This is a genomic window from Serratia sp. CY32780, assembly GCF_052169135.1.
Taxonomy (GTDB): Bacteria; Pseudomonadota; Gammaproteobacteria; order Enterobacterales; family Enterobacteriaceae; genus Serratia; species Serratia sarumanii.
Genome location: NZ_JBJNLI010000001.1, coordinates 2,529,958 through 2,549,309 on the forward strand (window position 1 = coordinate 2,529,958; position 19,352 = coordinate 2,549,309).

The window sequence follows — 19,352 nt, forward strand, 5'->3', positions numbered from 1 at the left end:
GGTTTCACCGATAAGGCTGCGTAACTCATTTATTAAGCAGGTTAATTTTTGCTCCAGGAATTATTAATGACCAAAACCAATTTGATTACCGGTTTCCTCGGCAGCGGTAAAACCACCACTATCCGCCATTTGCTGGCTCATAAGCCCGAACATGAGCGCTGGGCGGTATTGGTCAATGAATTCGGCGAGATCGGCATCGACGGCGCGCTGCTGGCAGACAGCGGCGCGGTGCTCAAAGAGATCCCCGGTGGCTGCATGTGCTGCGTCAACGGCCTGCCGATGCAGGTGGGCTTGAATATGCTGTTACAGCAGGCCAAACCGGATCGGCTGCTGATCGAGCCGACCGGGCTCGGACATCCGAAACAAATTCTGTCGCTGCTGACCCAGGAGAGCTATGCCGGCTGGATTGATCTGCAGGCCACCCTGTGCCTGCTGGATGCCCGCCAGCTCAGCCAGCCCCGCTACCGCGACAACGAAAACTTCCGCGATCAGCTGGCCGCGGCCGACGTTATTTTGGCCAGCAAAAGCGATACCTATCAGCCGGAAGACAGGGGGGCGCTGGAGGCCTGGAGGGCGCAAGATCCGCTGCGGCGGCCCTGTTATGCCATCGCTCAAGGCGAAGCGGATGTCGCGCTGTTGTCACTTCCGCGCACGAATCGTACAGAATTGCCGGACGCGCAGCATCATCATGGTCAGGCGAAAACGCAGGGGCTGGCGGCGCTGCGGCTGCCGGAGCACGCCCGCTGGCGGCGAGCGTTGAACGAGGGGCAAGGCTTCACCAGCTGCGGCTGGATTTTTGACGGCGACACCCAATTCGACACCGTCGGCTTTATGGAATGGGTGCGACTCGCGCCGGTAGAACGCGCCAAAGGCGCGGTGCGCATCCCCGAAGGCACATTGCTGATCAATCGTCAGGGACAGGATCTCAACATCGAAACCCGCCCGGTCGCGCCGCTCGACAGCCGAATTGAGCTTATCCACAGCGAAAATGCCGATTGGAACGCCCTGCAATCCGCCTTGTTTAAGATTCGTTTAAGTTAGACCCCGTACCGTTGCCCCCCGGTTGCCGCAGGGCGGCCGGGTTTTATTTCGTTTTCATTTTGCCAACAGGTTATGTCATGACACGCCGCAATTTACCCCTCATTATCCTCTTCAACTTACTGGGCGTTGCGCTGTTCCTGTCCTGGTTCCTGCCGGCCAATCACGGCGGCTGGTTTACCCTGGACTCGGCGATCTTTTTCTTCTTTAACCGCCATCTGGCCACCGACCCGGCGTTTTTGCACCTGGTCGCCATCACCAACAACCGCGCGTTTGACGTGATTTCGCTGCTCGCCATGGGCCTGCTGTATTTGTACTTCTACCTGAAGCAGGACGCCGCCGGCCGCCGCCGCCTGGTGATCACCGGCGTGGTGATGCTGCTGACCGCCGTGGTGCTGAACCAGCTTGGCCACCTGCTGCCGGTGAAGCATCCGAGCCCCACCCTGACCTTCGACAATATCTATCGCGTCAGCGAGCTGACCGGCATCCCCACCAAGGACGCTTCCAGCGACAGCTTCCCCGGCGACCACGGCATGATGCTGATTATTTTTTCCTGCTTTATGCTGCGCTATTTCGGCCGCCGCGCCTTCGCCGTCGCCCTGCTGATTACGCTGCTCTTCTCATTGCCACGCGTGATGATTGGCGCCCACTGGTTTACCGATATCGCCGTCGGCTCGCTGTCAGTGGTGCTGGTTGGCGCCAGCTGGGTGCTGATGACGCCTTGCAGCGACTGGATCGTCGATCGGTTGAATCGCCTGTTGCCCGGCAAGCATCGCCCCGGCCAACCATAACTTGCGTCTATGACTCATGCCGGGAGGCGCTCGCCTTCCGGCCTTAATCCCTTCGCTGAGCGCAAAATATCGTCACCGCCCGTTAACGCTTTTGCAACCTGATTTCACGCCAGATTCATACATCGGACAATTGGCGTTTTTTATATGAAGATTTACATTATGTTACATCACAAATTCATATAAAAAAGACGGGAAAAAGGCTCGCAATCCCCTATTTGTTCCGGTAATCTCAGATGCGTTTGTGCCTGGTTTAAGTCGAATCAGTATGGAATCCGATAAAAATGTGCGTTCTCGCACGTTTTCAACGGTAACTGGTTGTCGATGCAACAGGTGCGGACTAGGCTCGTTTCGTTTGGCATTTTTCAGGTAGCGACTTTCGTCGTTAAGGACTTCAAGGGAAAACAACAACAATGGTCAAATCTCAACCGTTTCTGAGATATTTTTTGCGGGTAGTCCCTGCAATTGCCGCTGCGGTTATGCTCTCCGCATGCAGCTCGACTCACACTTCGAACTTGAATAACGCACAAACTGAGATGCGTGCAGTTAATGACAAAGACGGTCTTTTACTGCAAGCCTCTCAGGATGAATTCGAAGCGATGGTCCGCAACGTTGACGTCAAGTCAAAGATTATGGATCAGTACGCGGACTGGAAAGGCGTTCGCTACCGTTTAGGCGGTGACAGCAAGCGCGGCATCGATTGCTCGGCGTTTGTTCAACGCACCTTCCGCGAACAGTTCGGCATGGATTTACCGCGTTCTACCTATGAACAGGAAGATCTCGGCAAGAAAATCCAGCGCACCAAGCTGCGCGTCGGCGATTTGGTGCTGTTCCGCGCAGGTTCCACCGGGCGCCATGTCGGCATCTATTTAGGCAACGATCAGTTCGTTCACGCCTCCACCAGCAGTGGGGTCATGATTTCCAAGCTGACCGATAACTATTGGAATAAACGTTATCGAGAAGCGCGCCGGGTGTTGACCAACGGTTAACGGCGCAATGCCTTGAAGATCCTGAATACCAAACGAGCGATAAGCGCCGCCTACGGGCGGCGTTTTTTTTGGTTGTCTAACAGATATCATCAAGATTGCTCCCTGCCTTATCGCCATCTTTCTCCGCTTAACGCTGCCGCACGCCATTATTTTGATAAACTGTTGGCAGGAAATCGCGCCATCGAGGAAAAACTCGCCTATTATCGTCAGATGGCGGCAACGGCGCCCCGGCGTTATTTAAAACGTTTCCGCTTAAAATAGGCGCATTATATTTCTGTCGGCGACGCCGCATATTTAAACAACGCCGCCGGTTGGTACGGGATAAAAAGGCAAAAATGAAAAAAAAGCCGTTGGCACAATCCATTAAATGGCTGCGCGACACCCCTGACGCCCTGTTGCAGAGGACTCGGTTATGGGCTTGAAAAGAGCTTTTGCCCGCAGCGTGTCTCACCGACAGCGCAGCCTGGCTAAAAGCGGCGTCGCCGCCCTGGTATTTTTTACGCTCTTCACCGCGGTCACGCTTTCTTTGATTAACCACCAGCGCACGCAATATCAACATAAGGTCGAAGCGCGCACGCAAAAGTTCACGCTGGGTTATATCTCGCACCTGAAGACGGTGATGCAGCAAATGATGCCGCTGCTGGCCAAGCCTTGCCTCTCAAGCCAGTCGGACATTACCTACCAGGCGGCCTTTACCAGCGGCGTGCGCACCTTCCTGTTGGTGAAAGACGGCTACGCCTATTGCTCTTCCGCCACCGGCGACATGATGTTGCCGATGAAAAATCTCTACCAGGATATCGACTGGAATCTGCCCCTGGATCTCAAGCTGCAGCAGGGCACGCCGATCGTGCCGAACAAACCGGCGGTTGCAGTTTGGCTGCGGCATCCCGACGAAAAGGCCACCGGCATCCTCGCTACGCTGGACATCGATCTGATGCCCTATCTGCTGTTCACCTCGCACGACGAACAGGCGCCGGGCATCGCCATCGTGATGGGCAACCGCGCGCTGACCACCTTCAGCCCGAACCTGATGCCGGTCGATCAGTTGCCGAAGGGCAAGGCGGATAAACTGACGCTGCCCAATCTGCCGCTGACCATCCTGTTCTACAACGAGAAACTGACCCCCAACGACATTCGCCTGACGCTGCTGGGCAGCCTGGTGCTGTCATTGATGATCGGCGTACTCTGCTATTACATGCTGCTGCTGCGGCAAAGCCCGGAACGCGCACTGCTGCGCGGCATCAAGCGCAACGAGTTCTTTATCGAATACCAGCCGGTGTTCCATACCGACAGCAACAGCATCGGCGGGCTGGAAGCGCTGATCCGCTGGCAGCATCCGATCGAAGGCCGCATCCCGCCCGACGTCTTTATCCCCTACGCCGAAAGCAACGGGCTGATCGTGCCGCTCACCCGCCACCTGTTCAGGCTGATCGCCGAAGATGCGCCGCAGCTCGCCAAAGCGCTGCCGCGGGGAGGCAAGGTCGGGCTCAACATCTCCCCCGCCCACCTGAGCGCGCCGTCGTTCCACCAGGACGTGTATGAACTGTTGACGCAGCTGCCGGGCGATTACTTTACGCTGGTGTTTGAAATCACCGAGCGCGGCATGGTGGAAGAAGAGAGTGCGCTGGCGGAGTTTGACTGGCTGCACAAACAGGGCATCGAGATCGCGGTGGACGATTTTGGCACCGGGCACAGCGCGTTGATCTATCTTGAGCGCTTCACCATGGATTACCTGAAGATCGATCGTGGCTTCGTCAACACCATCGGCCAGGACACGGTCACCGCGCCGGTGCTGGATGCGGTGATCTCGTTGGCGAAAAAGCTGAAAATGCTGACGGTGGCCGAGGGCGTGGAAACCGCCGAGCAGATGCAGTTCCTGCAAGAACACGGCGTCAACTTCATGCAGGGCTACTACTTCAGCAAGCCGCTGAGCATCGACAATTTCGTCGCTTACTGCAATGCTCATCAGGTCTTTGATTATCAGGCAAATAAATAGTTAGTCTTTAAGCATCTTTACCCTGCGCCCGCCCGAAGAATGTTATGCTGGGCGCAGGTTGTACTTTATTCCACAGCAGGAGCTTACCGTCTGATGTCCGTGCGCATTTTCGCTGCTCTGGTGCTCTCGGCACTGAGTTTCGGTCTGCGGGCCGAAGCCCTCAACGAAAGCTACGCTTTCGCCCTTCTCGGTGAACCGAAATACGCCACCGACTTCAGCCATTTCGACTACGTCAACCCGGCGGCACCCAAAGGCGGCGACGTGCGGCTGGCGGCCATCGGCACCTACGACAACTTCAACCGCTTCGCTACCCGCGGCGTGCCCGGCGAACGTACGATGGAGCTGTACGATACGCTGTTCACCAACTCCGACGACGAACCCGGCAGCTATTATCCGCTGATTGCCGAATCGGCCCGTTTCCCGGCCGACATGCGCTGGATGGAGTTGGATATCAACGCCCGCGCCCGCTTCCAGGACGGCAGCCCGATCACCGCCGCCGATGTGGCCTTCACCTTCAATAAATTCATGACCGAAGGCGTACCGCAGTTTCGCTCCTATTACAAAGGCGTCACGGTCAAGGCCATTTCCCGGCTGACGGTGCGCATCGAGCTACCTAAAGCCAACCGTGAGCAAATCCTCAGCCTGCTCAGCCTGCGCGTATTGCCGGAAAGTTTCTGGAAAAACCATAAGCTCAACGAACCGCTCAGCACCCCGCCGCTCGCCAGCGGCCCGTATAAAATCGCCGATTACCGCCTCGGCCAGTACATCACCTACCAGCGAGTGCGCGACTACTGGGCCGCCAACCTGCCGGTGAACCGCGGCCGCTACAACTTCGACAGCATTCGCTACGATTATTACCTGGACGATAAAGTATCGCTGGAAGCCTTCAAGGCCGGCGCTTACGATTTCCGCATCGAGCCGTCACCCAAAAGCTGGGCCACCCAGTATCAGGGCGGCAACTTCGCGCGCAACTACATCATCAAGCAGGACGAGACCAACCAGGCGGCGCAGAATACCCGCTGGCTGGCGTTCAACCTGCAAAAACCGCTGTTCGCCGATCGTCGGGTACGGGAAGCGATCGGCCTGGCTTTCGACTTCAACTGGATGAACAAGGCGCTGTATTACAACGCCTATCAGCGCGCCGACAGCTATTTCCAAAACACCGCCTACGCCGCCCGCGGCTACCCGGACGCCGCCGAACTGGCCTTGCTGGCGCCGCTCAAAGGCCAGATACCGCCGGAGGTGTTTACCAGCATCTACCAGCCGCCCTCCTCCGACGGCAGCGGCAACGATCGGCAAAACCTGCTGAAGGCGACCCAATTGCTGAAAGAAGCCGGTTGGGTGGTCAAAAATCAAAAGCTGGTCAACGCCAAAACCGGCCAGCCGTTCACCTTCGAACTGATGCTGCTGAGCGGCAGCAACTTCCAGTACGTATTACCCTTCCGCCACAACCTGCAGCGGCTGGGCATCGAGATGCAAATTCGCGAAATTGACGCCTCGCAGTACACCCGTCGCATGCGTGAACGCGATTTCGACATGATGTCGACCGTATATATGGCGATGCCGTTCCCCAGCGCCGATCTGCAAATCCTGTGGGATTCGCAGTACATCGATTCCAGCTACAACACGGCCGGCGTTAAAGATCCGGCGGTCGACAGCCTGGTGAGGCAAATCGCCGCCCATCAGGGCGACGAAAAGGCCCTGTTGCCGCTCGGCCGCGCGCTGGATCGGGTGCTGACCTGGAACAACTACATGCTGCCGATGTGGTACTCCAACCACGATCGCTACGCCTATTGGGACAAGTTCTCCACGCCGTCGATCCGCCCGGCCTATGCGATCGGCTTCGATAACTGGTGGTACGACGTCAACAAGGCGGCGCGTTTACCGGCTCAACGGCAATAAGGAGTCGGAATGGTGGCCTATCTGATACGCAGACTGTTACTGGTGATCCCCACGCTGTGGGCGATCATCACCATCAACTTTTTTATCGTGCAAATTGCCCCCGGCGGCCCGGTCGATCAGGCCATCGCCGCCATTGAGCTGGGGCATGGCAGCGGTTTTGGCAGCGGCGGCGTCAGCGAAGGCCTGGGCCATGCCCGGGCAGGCATCGCGGCTGGCGACAGCCAATACCGCGGTTCGCGCGGTCTGGATCCGGAGGTGATCGCCGAGATCACCCAACGTTACGGCTTCGATAAACCGCTGCACGAGCGCTACTTCACCATGCTGTGGAACTATATGCGCTTCGACTTCGGCAACAGCCTGTTTCGCGGCGCTTCGGTGATGCAGCTGATCGGCCAGAGCCTGCCGGTCTCCATCACGCTGGGCCTTTGGAGCACGCTGATCATCTACCTGGTGTCGATCCCGCTCGGCATCCGCAAGGCCGTCCACAACGGCAGCGCGTTCGATACCTGGAGCAGCACGCTGATCATCATCGGCTACGCCATTCCGGCTTTCCTGTTCGCCATCCTGATGATTGTGCTGTTCGCCGGCGGCAGCTACCTGGACTGGTTCCCGCTGCGCGGCCTGGTCTCCAGCAACTTCGACACCCTCTCGTGGCCAGCGAAGATCGCCGACTACCTGTGGCACATCACGTTGCCGGTGTTGGCGACGGTGATCGGCGGCTTCGCCACCCTGACCATGCTGACCAAAAACTCGTTCCTCGACGAGATCCGCAAGCAGTACGTCACCACCGCCCGCGCCAAGGGGCTGGATGAGAAAAAGATCCTGTACCGCCACGTATTCCGCAACGCCATGCTGCTGGTGATCGCCGGTTTTCCGGCCACCTTTATCAGCATGTTCTTCACCGGCTCGCTGCTGATTGAGGTGATGTTCTCGCTCAACGGCCTGGGGCTGCTGGGCTACGACGCCACGCTGCAGCGCGACTACCCGGTGATGTTCGGCACGCTGTATATCTTCACCCTGATCGGCCTGCTGTTGAATATCCTCAGCGATATCACCTACACCCTGGTCGATCCGCGCATTGACTTCGAGGCCCGCCAATGAGCCGCCTTAGCCCGATCAACCAGGCGCGCTGGGCGCGCTTTCGCCGCAACCGCCGCGGCTACTGGTCGCTGTGGATCTTTTTGGTGCTGTTCACCCTGAGCCTGGCCGCCGATCTGATCGCCAATGACAAACCGCTGTTGGTGCGTTATGAAGGCCGGCTGTACCTGCCGTTTATGATTAGCTACAGCGAAACCGCCTTCGGCGGCGAACTGAATACCGAAGCCGACTATCAGGATCCGTTCGTGCAGCGGCAGATCGAACGGCACGGCTGGGCGGTATGGGCGCCGATCCGCTTCAGTTACGACACCATCAACTTCGCCACCGAAGTGCCCTTCCCCTCGCCGCCTTCGCGTCACAACCTGCTGGGCACCGACAGCAACGGCGGCGACGTGCTGGCCCGGGTGCTGTACGGTTTTCGCATCTCGATGCTGTTCGGCCTGGCGCTGACGCTGTTTTCCAGCCTGATCGGCGTGTGCGTCGGCGCGACGCAAGGGTATTACGGCGGGCGTTTCGATCTGTGGGGGCAACGCTTTATCGAAGTGTGGTCGGGCATGCCGACGCTGTTTCTGATCATTCTGCTGTCGAGCATCGTCCAGCCCAATTTCTGGTGGCTGCTCGGCATCACCATCCTGTTCGGCTGGATGAGCCTGGTGGGTGTGGTGCGCGCCGAATTCCTGCGCACCCGCAATTTTGACTACATCCGCGCCGCGCGCGCCATGGGCGTGCCGGATCGCGTTATCATGTCCCGCCATATGCTGCCCAACGCCATGGTGGCGACGCTGACCTTCCTGCCGTTTATCCTGTGCGGCTCGATCACCACCCTGACGTCGCTCGATTTCCTCGGTTTCGGTCTGCCGATCGGTTCGCCGTCGCTCGGTGAGTTGCTGCTGCAAGGCAAAAACAATCTGCAGGCGCCGTGGCTCGGCATCACCGCCTTCCTGGTCTTGGCGGTGCTGCTTTCGTTATTAATCTTTATCGGCGAAGCGGTGCGCGACGCCTTTGACCCCAGCAAGGCGCATTGATATGGCCACTCCTTTGCTCGCTATTCAGGATCTCAGCATCGCCTTCCGCCAGGGCGACACCGTCACGCCGGTGGTCAACGAACTCTCGCTGCAAATCGCGCCGGCGGAAACGCTGGCGCTGGTAGGGGAATCCGGCTCCGGCAAAAGCGTCACCGCCCTGTCGATACTGCGCCTGCTGCCCGCGCCGCCGGTGGTTTACCCTGCCGGCGACATTCTGTTCAACGGCGACTCGTTGCTGCATGCGCCGGAAACGGCGCTGCGCAAGGTGCGCGGCAATCAGATCGCGATGATCTTTCAGGAACCGATGGTGTCGCTTAACCCGCTGCACACCATCGAGAAACAGCTGGCGGAAGTGTTGATGCTGCACCGCGGCCTGCGGCGCGATGCCGCGCGCGCGGAGATCGTCGAGTGCCTGGAGCGCGTCGGCATCCGCCAGGCCAAAAACCGGCTGCAGGACTATCCGCATCAGCTGTCCGGCGGCGAACGCCAGCGGGTGATGATCGCCATGGCGGTGTTGACCCGCCCGAAACTGCTGATCGCCGACGAACCCACCACCGCGCTCGACGTCACTATCCAGGCGCAGATCCTGACGCTGCTGCAAGAATTGAAACGAGAGATGGACATGGGGCTGCTGTTCATCACCCATAACCTGAATATCGTGCGCCGCCTGGCGGACAACGTGGCGGTGATGCGCCAGGGGCGCTGCGTGGAGCAAAACGCCCGCGCGCGGCTGTTCAGCCGGCCGCAGCATCCTTACACGCAGCAGCTGCTGGCCGCCGAAGACGTCGGTGAACCGCTGCCGTTGCCTGCCGCGCCCAACGGGCGCCCCGGCGACGAGCGGCCGCTGCTCAAGGTGGAGAACCTGCAGGTGCGCTTCCCCATTCGCCGCGGCCTGCTGCGCCGCACGGTGGATTATCACTATGCATTGAAATCATTGAGTTTCGAGCTGCGGGCCGGGGAAAGCGTGGGGCTGGTGGGAGAATCCGGCTCGGGCAAAAGCACCACCGGGCTGGCGCTGCTGCGCCTGTTGGCCTCGCAGGGCGCCATCTGGTTCGACGGCGAACCGCTGCACCCGCTCACGATGAAGCAGATGCTGCCCTACCGCAGCCGGATGCAAATCGTCTTCCAGGATCCCTATTCCGCCCTGAACCCGCGCCTGAACGTGCAGCAGATCATCGCCGAGGGGCTGGAAGTGCACCAGCAGCTTAGCGCAGAGCAGCGGGAACAGCGCGTGATCGAGGTGTTGCAGGAGGTCGGCCTGGATCCGCAGCTGCGCCACCGCTATCCCACCGAGTTTTCCGGCGGCCAGCGCCAGCGTATCGCCATCGCGCGCGCGCTGATCCTGCAGCCGCAGCTGCTGATCCTCGACGAGCCGACCTCTTCGCTGGATAAATCGGTGCAGGCGCAGATCCTGACGCTGCTGAAATCGCTGCAGCAACGTCACCGGCTGGCTTATCTGTTCATCAGCCATGACCTGCAGGTGGTGCGTTCGCTATGCCACCAGGTCATCGTGCTGCGACAGGGAGAAGTGGTTGAACAGGGAGACTGCCGGGCGATTTTCGCGGCGCCCGCCGCCGACTATACCCGTCAACTGCTGCAGTTGGCGGATTAGCGGATTAGCGGCGAATTCAGAAGGGGTATTGCGCGCTGAGCGGTTCGGCGATCGCGGCGCCGACGTTTTTCAGGCGGCACATGGTGGCGCTCTCGTCGCTGCGCTGCACGAACAGGCAAGGCTCTCCTTCCCATTCGACAATCGCGCAGTCGACCTGAATCTCCTGCAGCGACAGATTGAGCTGTTGCATTACCTGCCAGGCCTCGGCCCCTTCATGGCTGAGCAACTTCAGCCCAATCAGGTTGTTATCTTCGTCTATTCCGTTAAACGGAATCGGTTCGACCTTCACGCCGGTGAAACCGGATAGCCAACGATAACTTTGCGGCAAGCGATGCACTACCGAAAGTTGGATACTCTCCACATGAAATCCCTAGTTTGAAAAGGTGAAACACTTTTACCTGACAGGGTTACTAAGTTATAGCCGTTGACTCCCGACTCTGCCGCGCACAAATGTTATTTAAATGTAAATTTTGCCGCAAACCATTAACCTGACCCCGTGCTTGCCGATGCCGCGCCATTTTTTGGCGCGCCGTGCGGTGTTATTTCACGGCATTTTGCGACTCAGCTCGCATTTTTGCGTTATATGTAACCCTTTCCCGCAGCGATCTCAACTCTTTTTTCTTGCAATGCGACTACTTTTCCGTCGCCATATTTTTACATTGAAGAAACATTTCACCCGCCACGTTAGCGCAGCCTCTCCTGCTAATGCCTTGATTTACACCAATCCTAATACAAACCACTCGCGCGGCGCAGCCGACAGAACGCCGCGCCTCCCGGGGAATATCGGGCGGCACGATGGCGGAGTTTTTTAACAAAAAGCACACAGATGGGAAAATGACCGATTAATTAGCAGGCATATATTTAGCAACAAATTATTCATTGCCGGTTGCACCCTGAAATGGCAGGGCGCAACCCCATGACGCTGCGGGGCGAAACGCCCCGAGTCGGGAGAACGTCAGGCTGCGCGATCGCGCGGCCGGCTGGCGTAAACGTAGAACAGCACCGCCACGATGCTGCACAGCGCCATCGAGGTGACCATTGGCCAGGCGCTTTTGCCCGGCGCCATCGACAGCACCGCCCCCACCAGCGCGCCGATGCTGAAGCGCAACGTGCCGGCCAGGGAAGACGCGGTGCCCGCCATATGCGGAAAATCATCCAGGATCACCGCCATGGCGTTGGAGGAAATCATCGCGATACACCCCAGGTAGACCGCTACGCCGATCACCAGCGCCCAGAAGCCCAGGCCGACGGCGCTTACCGCCAGCAGCCACAGCCCCATCGCCAGCTGCACCAGCAGCCCCAGCTTGAACATCTTGACCGCGCCGAACCGCCGCACGTTGCGGCTGTTGATCAGCGTCGTCAGGAACAGGAAGACGATGTTCAGCGCAAAATAGTAGCCAAAGTGCTGCGGCGAAACGTGGTTCAGTTCGATGTAGACGAACGGCCCGGCGCTGAGGAACGAGAACATGCCCGCAAACGAGAAGGCGCTGGCCAACATGTAGCTCAGCACCCGCTTGTGGCGGAACAGCGAACCGAAGTTGCCCAGCGTGGTGCGCAGGTGGAACCGCTGACGCCGCTCTTTCGGCAGCGTCTCCTTGATGAACAAGGCCACCAGCAGTGAACCGATCAGCGCCGCGGCGCCCATGGTCCAGAAGATGGCGTGCCAGCTGAACCACAGCAGCAGCGCACCGCCGATCATCGGCGCCAGCAGCGGCGCGATGGTCATCACCAGAATGACGAACGACATCATGCGCGAGAACTCATCCTTGGTGAACATGTCGCGCATCAGGGCGTTAATCACCACGCTGGCGGCGGCGGCGGCCAGACCGTGCAGGAAACGCAGCCCGATCAGCTGATCGATAGACTGCGCCATGGCGCAGGCGCAGCCGGCGATGGCAAAGATCAGCGTTCCCCACAGGATCACCGGCTTGCGGCCGATGCTGTCCGACATCGGCCCATAGAACAGCTGCCCGAAGGCAAAGCCGAGCATATAGGCGCTGAGCGTCATCTGCACGCTGCCGGACTCGACGCCAAACTGGGCGGCGATCACCGGCATACTGGGCAGGTACATGTCGATGGCCAACGGCATCAACATGGACAACAGGCCCAGAATGAAAATCAAACCGAGATGAGAGGTTCGGTTCTGTTGCACGTTCCACGACTCCTTAATCGGCCGCAATCAATGATCGGTTATCAGTCCTGCAGGTGCGGCGCGCCCACGCTGGCGATCTCTTCTTCGGTCAGTGGGCGGTATTCGCCCGGCGCCAGATCGTCATCCAGCACGATGGCGCCGATGCGCTCACGGTGCAACTCGATCACCCGGTTGCCGACGGCGGCGAACATCCGCTTCACCTGGTGGTAGCGCCCTTCGCTGATGGTCAGGCGCACCACGCGCTCGTCGACCTGCTCCAACGTCGCCGGCCGCGTCAGATCTTTCTCGTTGTGCAGTTGCACCCCTTCGGCGAAACGCTGCGCGGTGTCTTCCGCCAACGGGTGCTCCAGCGTGACCAAATAGGTTTTCTCGCAGTGGTGGCGCGGCGACGTGACGCGGTGCGACCACTGGCCGTCGTCGGTCATCAGCACCAGCCCGGTGGTGTCGATATCCAACCGCCCGGCGGCGTGCAGCTTGTACGCGACCGGCTCATCGAGGAAATACAGCACCGTCGGATGATCGGGATCGTCGGTGGAGCAGACGTAGCCCTGCGGTTTGTTGAGCATGAAATAGCGCGGGCCGTTCTGCTGCTGCAGCGGATTGCCGTCGAACGCCACTTCTTGCTCCGGGGTCAGTTTGATCGCCCCGCTCTTCACCACCTCACCGTCAACGGTGACGCGTTTAGCCCGAAGTTCGCGCGCGACCAGCGCACGGCTGATGCCTAACTGCTGAGATAAAAACTTGTCCAATCGCATGGGATCTGCTTTGCCTGTCGTTGTTATGATCGCATTGATCGTATTGCCAAAATATGACGCCCGCCGTTGCACCGGGTGCAAATGGCAGGTTCAGGGGGGAAATCGCGTGGGGGAACAGCGATTGCTGTCACACGAGTATAGCGGCACAACGCGTTGCCCGACAGGGGTAATTTTCACGCTTCTCGCACCGCGCGCGCGCAGAAGGCATAATAATGGAAATTTTTCGGCCGCCCGGGCGTAAAATGTCACGCTTTCTGTGGGAACAGAGGTGACAAAACCGCTTCCCGGCGGCCCATTCCAACCTACGGCGTTCATTATGGCCTTTACCCTACGCCCCTACCAACTGGAAGCGGTCGAAGCCACCATCAATCATTTCCGGCGGCACCCCGAACCGGCGCTGATCGTGCTGCCGACCGGCGCCGGCAAAAGCCTGGTGATCGCCGAACTGGCGAAGCGCGCCCGCGGGCGGGTGCTGGTGCTGGCGCACGTCAAGGAACTGGTGGCGCAAAACCACGCCAAATACTGCGCCTACGGCCTGGAAGCGGACATCTTCGCCGCCGGCCTGCAACAAAAAGAGAGCGCCGGCAAGGTGGTGTTCGGCAGCGTGCAGTCGGTGGCGCGCAACCTGCCTCTGTTCGACGGCGCCTTCTCGCTGCTGATCGTCGATGAATGCCACCGCATCAGCGACGACGACGACAGCCAGTACCAGCAAATCATCCAGCATTTGCAGAAAACCAACCCGCAGCTGCGGCTGCTGGGGCTGACCGCCACGCCCTATCGCCTGGGCAAGGGCTGGATTTACCAGTATCACTACCACGGCTTCACCCGCGGCGACGGCGCCAGCCTGTTTCGCGACTGCATCTACGAGCTGCCGCTGCGCTACATGATTAAGAACGGCTTCCTGGTGCCGCCTGAGCGGCTGGACATGCCGATCGTGCAGTACGATTTCAGCCGGCTGGAGGCCAGAAGCAACGGCCTGTTCAGCGAAGCGGATCTGAACCGTGAGCTGAAGCGGCAAAACCGCGTCACGCCGCATATCATCAGCCAGATTGTAGAGTACGCCCAAGATCGTAAAGGGGTGATGATCTTCGCCGCCACCGTCGAGCACGCCCGCGAGATCCACGGCCTGCTGCCGAACGGCGAGGCCGCGCTGGTCAACGCCGAAACGCCGCCCGCCGAGCGCGATGCGCTGATCGAGGCGTTCAAACAGCAGCAGCTGCGCTATCTGGTCAACGTAGCGGTATTGACCACCGGCTTCGACGCGCCGCACGTCGATCTGATCGCTATTCTGCGCCCGACCGAGTCCGTCAGCCTGTATCAGCAGATCGTCGGCCGCGGGCTGCGGCTGGCGCCCGGCAAGGAGGATTGCCTGATCCTCGACTACGCCGGCAACCCGCACGATCTGTTCACGCCGGAGGTCGGCGTCAGCAAGCCGCACGGCGACAGCCAGCCGGTGCAGGTGTTCTGCCCGGCCTGCGGCTTCGCCAACCTGTTCTGGGGCAAGTGCACCGAGAATGGCGACATCATCGAGCACTACGGCCGCCGCTGTCAGGGCTGGCTGGAAGACGACGACGGCCACCGCGAACAGTGCGATTACCGCTTCCGGTTCAAGAGCTGCCCGCACTGCGGCGCGGAGAACGACATCGCCGCGCGCCGCTGCCATCAGTGCCAGGAGGTGCTGGTCGATCCCGATGACATGCTGAAGGCGGCGCTGAAGCTGAAAGACGCGCTGGTGCTGCGCTGCGGCGGCATGGAATTGCAAAGCGGCCGCGACGACAAGGGCGAATGGCTGAAGGCCACCTATTACGACGAGGACGGCACCAGCACCAGCGAGCGTTTCCGCCTGCAGACGCCGGCGCAGCGCAAAGCGTTCGAAATGCTGTTCCTGCGCCCGCACCAGCGCGCGCCGGGCGTGCCGTTCGCCTGGCACACCGCCGCCGACGTGCTGGCGCAACAGCAGGCGCTGCGCCATCCGGATTTCGTGGTGGCGCGCAAACGCGGGCAGTTTTGGCAGGTGCGCGAGAAAGTGTTCGATTATCAAGGCCGTTTCCGCCGCGCCAATCAGTTGGCCTGAGCGAACGGCCCTCAATCTGGGCAGGTTTTCGTTGCCCTGCAGGCGGCTTTCCGTTAAAATGCCGCGCGCTTTACCTGGGCCTGCCCAGCGTTAAAGCGGAATTCCGAACTTGCTACTTGGGTCGCCTGTAGCAGGGTAAATTTTCTTTTAAGAGAAAAAACAATGTTCACTATCAATGCAGAAGTACGTAAAGACCAGGGTAAAGGTGCGAGCCGCCGCCTGCGTGCAGCAAACAAATTCCCAGCTATCGTTTACGGTGGCAAAGAAGCTGCAGTTTCCATCGAATTGGACCATGATTCTGTCAAGAACATGGAAGCTAAACCAGAATTCTACAGCGAAGCAGTAACTCTGGTTATCGACGGTAAAGAAACCAAAGTTAAGGTTCAGGCTGTACAGCGTCACCCGTTCAAGCCAAAACTGGCTCACATCGACTTCGTTCGCGTTTAATCGCTACGTTTTCGAACCTTTCGGGACGCCGAAATAAAGAACGCCGCAATTGCGGCGTTTTTTATTGTCTGCGATTCGGCGCGCTTACTTGCCGCTGCCGGTCCGGCGCTGCAGCTGATCGCGCAGATTCGGCGGCGTGCCTCTGATGGTCAGGGTGTCGGTGGCCGCATCCCAGAAAATGCGCTCGCCCAGCAGCATGGCGTCGAAGTTCAGGCTGATGCCGCCGCCGCTGCCGGCGAATTTGGTTAGTTGGCGCAGCGTGCCGCGATCCGCCGGGAAGCTTTCTTCCAGCTCATACCCTTGCTCGCTTGAGAACTGCATGAAGTCTTTCTCGCCGACCGGCGACAGCTCCTGCGACAGCGCCTGCAGCTCAATCTCTTCGCCCGCCTGCAGCTGTTCGTTGCAGTAGCTGTACACCTGCTGGCGCACTGACTGGCGCTCGTTCTTGTCCAGCTGCGCATCGGCGCAGTAGTCGTCCACCGCCTGCAGCAGCCCACGATTTTGCGCCTTGGCGTCCAACCCTTCGGATGCCGCCAGGAAATCCATGAAGAAGTCGGCGACCTTGCGGCCCACGCGCCCACGCAGGAAGGTCAGGTAGCGGGTCGATTCCGGGTTGGTTTCCCATTCGGTCAGATCGATGCGCGCGACGATATCGGCGTTGTTGATGTCCAGATAGTGCGTGGTGTTGATATCCAGCTCTTCGTTAACGCGCATGCTGTTACGGCTGTTCAGCACCGCGATCAGCAGATACTCCACCGCCAGATAACGGTATTGGCCAAACAGCACCACGCCGCCTTCGGCGAACGGATACTTCGCCAGTTCGTCGCGCAGGCGGCCAGTCGCCGCGCGGCTGAAGGCCAGAAAGTCCTTATCGTCCTTGCGGCAGGTGCGCAGCGCTTCCGCCAGCTCGCTGCCTTCGTTGAACAGGCCCAAGGCCTTGCTCTTGGCGCTATAGACGCGATGCAGTTCCGTCATCATTTCTTCCACCGCCGCGTTGGTGGGAAGCAAGGAATCGCGCAGCACCACGTCCAGCGTTTGCTCGTCGCGTTTCACCAACTGGTGCAGAGCGATCTGGTCGATATCCAGACTCATGGTAAATCCTCCTGTTCTTTAGGCGCGTATTCAAACACTGAAGGCCCCGCCCTGCAATACTAAAAACCGCGGCAAACCGGAAAGGCGCTGCAAGGGGCAGCCCCGGCGCGGGCGAACAATTTCCCGAATGACAGGAAGTGATAAAAGAGCGGAAAATCACTGCCCTATACGGTAAGATAGGGCACTTTGCAGATTACTAAGCGCAATTTTATGCCACAATCATCCCGTTACAGTGACGAACACGTTGAACAACTGCTCTCAGAGCTGGTCAATGTTCTGGAAAAACACCATACCCCCACCGATCTTTCCCTGATGGTGCTGGGCAATATGGTCACTAATTTGATCAACACCAGCGTTGCCCCCGCGCAGCGGAAAACCCTGGCGAGATCGTTCGCGGAAGCCCTGCAGGCTTCTGTCCGTGAAGATAAAGCACATTAATATTGACTTATGGTGACAAACCGTCAGCGTTATCGTGAAAAAGTCTCCCAGATGATCAGCTGGGGGCACTGGTTCGCCTTATTCAACATTTTGCTCGCCCTTGGGCTGGGCAGCCGTTACCTGTTTGTCACCGACTGGCCCGCATCCCTGCTGGGCCGGGTTTATGCCTTTGTCAGCCTGCTGGGGCATTTCAGCTTTATCGTGTTCGCCGGCTATTTGCTGGTGATCTTCCCGCTCACCTTCGTGGTGATGTCGCAGCGGCTGCTGCGATTTATTTCCGCCGCGCTGGCCACCATCGGGCTCACGCTGTTGCTGGTCGACAGCGAAGTGTTCTCCCATTTCCACCTGCACCTCAATCCGGTGGTGTGGGATCTGGTGGTCAACCCGGACCAAAGCGAGCTTTCGCGCGACTGGCAACTGATGTTCATCTGCGTGCCGGCGATCTTCCTGGTGGAGATGCTGTTCGCCACCTGGAGCTGGCAGAAGCTGCGCAGCCTGAACCGCCGCCGCTTCGGCAAACCGCTGGCGGCGCTGTTTATCAGCGCCTTTTTCGCGTCGCACCTGATTTACATCTGGGCCGACGCCAACTTCTATCGCCCGATCACCATGCAGCGAGCCAACCTGCCGCTCTCGTACCCGATGACCGCGCGCAAGTTCCTCGAAAAACACGGCCTGCTCGACCAGCAAGAGTATGAGCGCCGCCTGATGCAACAGGGCAACCCGGAAGCGGTGGCGGTAGAGTATCCGCTCAGCGATCTCAGCTACGGCGATAAAGGCAGCGGCTATAACCTGCTGATGATCGTGGTGGACGGCATTCGCGCCAAAGACGTGGCGCAGGATATGCCGGCGCTGACGCGCTTCGCCCAGGAAAACGTGCGTTTCAGCGATCATTACAGTTCGGGCAACCATGCCGATACCGGGCTGTTCGGCCTGTTCTACGGCATTTCCCCGACCTATCTGGACAGCGTGCTCGCCGGCCGCAAGCCGTCGGCGCTGATCGCTGCGCTCGGCGATCGGGGCTACCAGCTGGGGCTGTTCTCCTCCGATGGCTTCAACGCCAGCCTGTACCGTCAGGCGCTGTTGACCGACTTCTCGCTGCCGACGCCGGCGCCGCAAAGCGACGCGCAAACCACGCAGCAATGGCAGCGTTGGCTGGCGGATCAGGGTAGCAAAGAGCCGTGGTTCTCCTATATCAGCTTCAGCGGCGCCGAGGCTGTCGAAGGCGACAAAACCCCGGCGCCGGCCGACTTTATTCGGCGCTATCGCACCGGCGCGCAAGACGTGGACGCCCAGATAGCCCAGGTGCTGGACACCCTGAAACAGCGTGGCCTGCTGGATAAAACCGTGGTGGTGATCACCGCCGAGCACGGCGTCGAGTTCAACGACAGCGGCAAAGGCCAATGGGGCGCCGGCACCGGCTTCAACCAGGCGCAGCTGCAGGTGCCGTTGGTGATCCACTGGCCGGGCACCCCGGCGCAGACCATCAGCAAGCTGACCGGCCATAACGACGTGATGCGCACCCTGATGCAACGATTGCTGCACGTGAAGACCGCGCCGAAAGACTATTCGCAGGGCGAAGATCTGTTCACCGCCCAGCGCCGCAACGACTGGATCGCTACCGGCGATGGCAATCAGCTGGTGATCATCACGCCGACGCAGACGCTGATGCTGGACAACAGCGGCAACTATCGCGTCTACGATCAGAACGGCGATGAAATAAAAGACGAGAAACCGCAGCTTGCTCTGCTGTTGCAGGTGCTGACCGATGTAAAACGCTTTATCGCCAACTAACTGCTTAAAACTAAAGCAATCAAGTGGCGAGGCGCTTGCATTAACATCGGGAATCGGTAGTATGATTTTTCATAGCGTCGGCATGTAGCGCAGCCTGGTAGCGCACCGTCATGGGGTGTCGGGGGTCGGAGGTTCGAATCCTCTCATGCCGACCA

At 59.4% G+C, this 19,352-nt stretch carries 17 protein-coding genes and 1 tRNA gene; 14 read left to right on the forward strand and 4 right to left on the reverse strand.

Annotation, left to right across the window (positions count from 1 at the left end):
- Nucleotides 1-66 precede the first annotated feature (66 nt).
- The 9 genes from ACJ8HH_RS12240 (at nucleotide 67) to yejF (ending at nucleotide 10,448) form a co-directional block, all read left to right on the forward strand.
- A complete protein-coding gene (locus ACJ8HH_RS12240) occupies nucleotides 67-1,041 on the forward strand; it encodes a CobW family GTP-binding protein (RefSeq protein WP_043147724.1) in 975 nt (324 codons plus the stop codon).
- Nucleotides 1,042-1,118: 77 nt separating this feature from the next.
- Nucleotides 1,119-1,829 carry a phosphatase PAP2 family protein gene (locus ACJ8HH_RS12245; protein WP_043147725.1) on the forward strand — a complete coding sequence of 237 codons (711 nt, stop codon included), beginning with the start codon at nucleotides 1,119-1,121 and terminating at the stop codon, nucleotides 1,827-1,829.
- A 410-nt stretch (nucleotides 1,830-2,239) separates the two neighbouring features.
- Nucleotides 2,240-2,815: a bifunctional murein DD-endopeptidase/murein LD-carboxypeptidase gene (gene mepS, locus ACJ8HH_RS12250; protein WP_033635277.1), complete on the forward strand. Its 576-nt coding sequence runs from the start codon at nucleotides 2,240-2,242 to the stop codon at nucleotides 2,813-2,815.
- A gap of 12 nt (nucleotides 2,816-2,827) precedes the next feature.
- Nucleotides 2,828-3,076, forward strand: a complete 249-nt coding sequence (locus ACJ8HH_RS12255; RefSeq protein WP_197766258.1) for a hypothetical protein — start codon at nucleotides 2,828-2,830, stop codon at nucleotides 3,074-3,076.
- Nucleotides 3,077-3,227: 151 nt separating this feature from the next.
- Nucleotides 3,228-4,811 (forward strand): cyclic di-GMP phosphodiesterase, encoded by a 1,584-nt coding sequence (locus ACJ8HH_RS12260; protein WP_039565063.1) that lies wholly within the window; start codon nucleotides 3,228-3,230, stop codon nucleotides 4,809-4,811.
- A gap of 93 nt (nucleotides 4,812-4,904) precedes the next feature.
- Nucleotides 4,905-6,713 carry an extracellular solute-binding protein gene (locus tag ACJ8HH_RS12265; protein ID WP_039565061.1) on the forward strand — a complete coding sequence of 603 codons (1,809 nt, stop codon included), beginning with the start codon at nucleotides 4,905-4,907 and terminating at the stop codon, nucleotides 6,711-6,713.
- A gap of 9 nt (nucleotides 6,714-6,722) precedes the next feature.
- The gene (locus ACJ8HH_RS12270; RefSeq protein ID WP_043147726.1) at nucleotides 6,723-7,814 is read left to right on the forward strand and encodes a microcin C ABC transporter permease YejB; all 1,092 of its coding nucleotides are present in this window, start codon (nucleotides 6,723-6,725) and stop codon (nucleotides 7,812-7,814) included.
- Nucleotides 7,811-8,836 carry an ABC transporter permease gene (locus ACJ8HH_RS12275; protein WP_015378535.1) on the forward strand — a complete coding sequence of 342 codons (1,026 nt, stop codon included), beginning with the start codon at nucleotides 7,811-7,813 and terminating at the stop codon, nucleotides 8,834-8,836. The genes ACJ8HH_RS12270 and ACJ8HH_RS12275 overlap by 4 nt, the downstream gene beginning before the upstream one ends.
- A gap of 1 nt (nucleotide 8,837) precedes the next feature.
- Nucleotides 8,838-10,448 (forward strand): microcin C ABC transporter ATP-binding protein YejF, encoded by a 1,611-nt coding sequence (yejF, locus tag ACJ8HH_RS12280; protein ID WP_060451719.1) that lies wholly within the window; start codon nucleotides 8,838-8,840, stop codon nucleotides 10,446-10,448.
- Nucleotides 10,449-10,464: 16 nt separating this feature from the next.
- Here the strand turns inward: yejF and ACJ8HH_RS12285 are convergent, their stop codons facing one another.
- The 3 genes from ACJ8HH_RS12285 to rsuA form a co-directional block, all read right to left on the reverse strand.
- A complete protein-coding gene (locus ACJ8HH_RS12285; RefSeq protein ID WP_004935763.1) occupies nucleotides 10,465-10,809 on the reverse strand; it encodes a YejG family protein in 345 nt (114 codons plus the stop codon).
- 594 nt (nucleotides 10,810-11,403) lie between these two features.
- Nucleotides 11,404-12,600 (reverse strand): Bcr/CflA family multidrug efflux MFS transporter, encoded by a 1,197-nt coding sequence (locus tag ACJ8HH_RS12290; protein WP_025303559.1) that lies wholly within the window; start codon nucleotides 12,598-12,600, stop codon nucleotides 11,404-11,406.
- A gap of 41 nt (nucleotides 12,601-12,641) precedes the next feature.
- Entirely contained in the window at nucleotides 12,642-13,355 is a 714-nt protein-coding gene (rsuA, locus tag ACJ8HH_RS12295; protein WP_033648013.1) for a 16S rRNA pseudouridine(516) synthase RsuA, read from the reverse strand.
- Nucleotides 13,356-13,671: 316 nt separating this feature from the next.
- On the opposite strand from rsuA, the gene ACJ8HH_RS12300 reads away from it, so the two are divergent.
- Nucleotides 13,672-15,429 carry a DEAD/DEAH box helicase gene (locus ACJ8HH_RS12300; RefSeq protein ID WP_060451720.1) on the forward strand — a complete coding sequence of 586 codons (1,758 nt, stop codon included), beginning with the start codon at nucleotides 13,672-13,674 and terminating at the stop codon, nucleotides 15,427-15,429.
- Nucleotides 15,430-15,591: 162 nt separating this feature from the next.
- Nucleotides 15,592-15,876: a 50S ribosomal protein L25 gene (gene rplY / locus ACJ8HH_RS12305; protein ID WP_004935776.1), complete on the forward strand. Its 285-nt coding sequence runs from the start codon at nucleotides 15,592-15,594 to the stop codon at nucleotides 15,874-15,876.
- 84 nt (nucleotides 15,877-15,960) lie between these two features.
- Here the strand turns inward: rplY and yejK are convergent, their stop codons facing one another.
- A complete protein-coding gene (gene yejK / locus ACJ8HH_RS12310; RefSeq protein ID WP_033635284.1) occupies nucleotides 15,961-16,968 on the reverse strand; it encodes a nucleoid-associated protein YejK in 1,008 nt (335 codons plus the stop codon).
- A gap of 210 nt (nucleotides 16,969-17,178) precedes the next feature.
- Between yejK and ACJ8HH_RS12315 the strand changes: the two genes are divergently transcribed.
- From ACJ8HH_RS12315 to ACJ8HH_RS12325, 3 genes are all read left to right on the forward strand, one after another.
- Entirely contained in the window at nucleotides 17,179-17,406 is a 228-nt protein-coding gene (locus tag ACJ8HH_RS12315) for a YejL family protein (protein WP_004935782.1), read from the forward strand.
- A gap of 9 nt (nucleotides 17,407-17,415) precedes the next feature.
- Nucleotides 17,416-19,197, forward strand: coding sequence for an LPS biosynthesis-modulating metalloenzyme YejM (gene yejM / locus ACJ8HH_RS12320; protein WP_033635286.1), 1,782 nt, complete (start codon nucleotides 17,416-17,418; stop codon nucleotides 19,195-19,197).
- A gap of 78 nt (nucleotides 19,198-19,275) precedes the next feature.
- Nucleotides 19,276-19,352: transfer RNA gene (locus ACJ8HH_RS12325), tRNA-Pro, on the forward strand.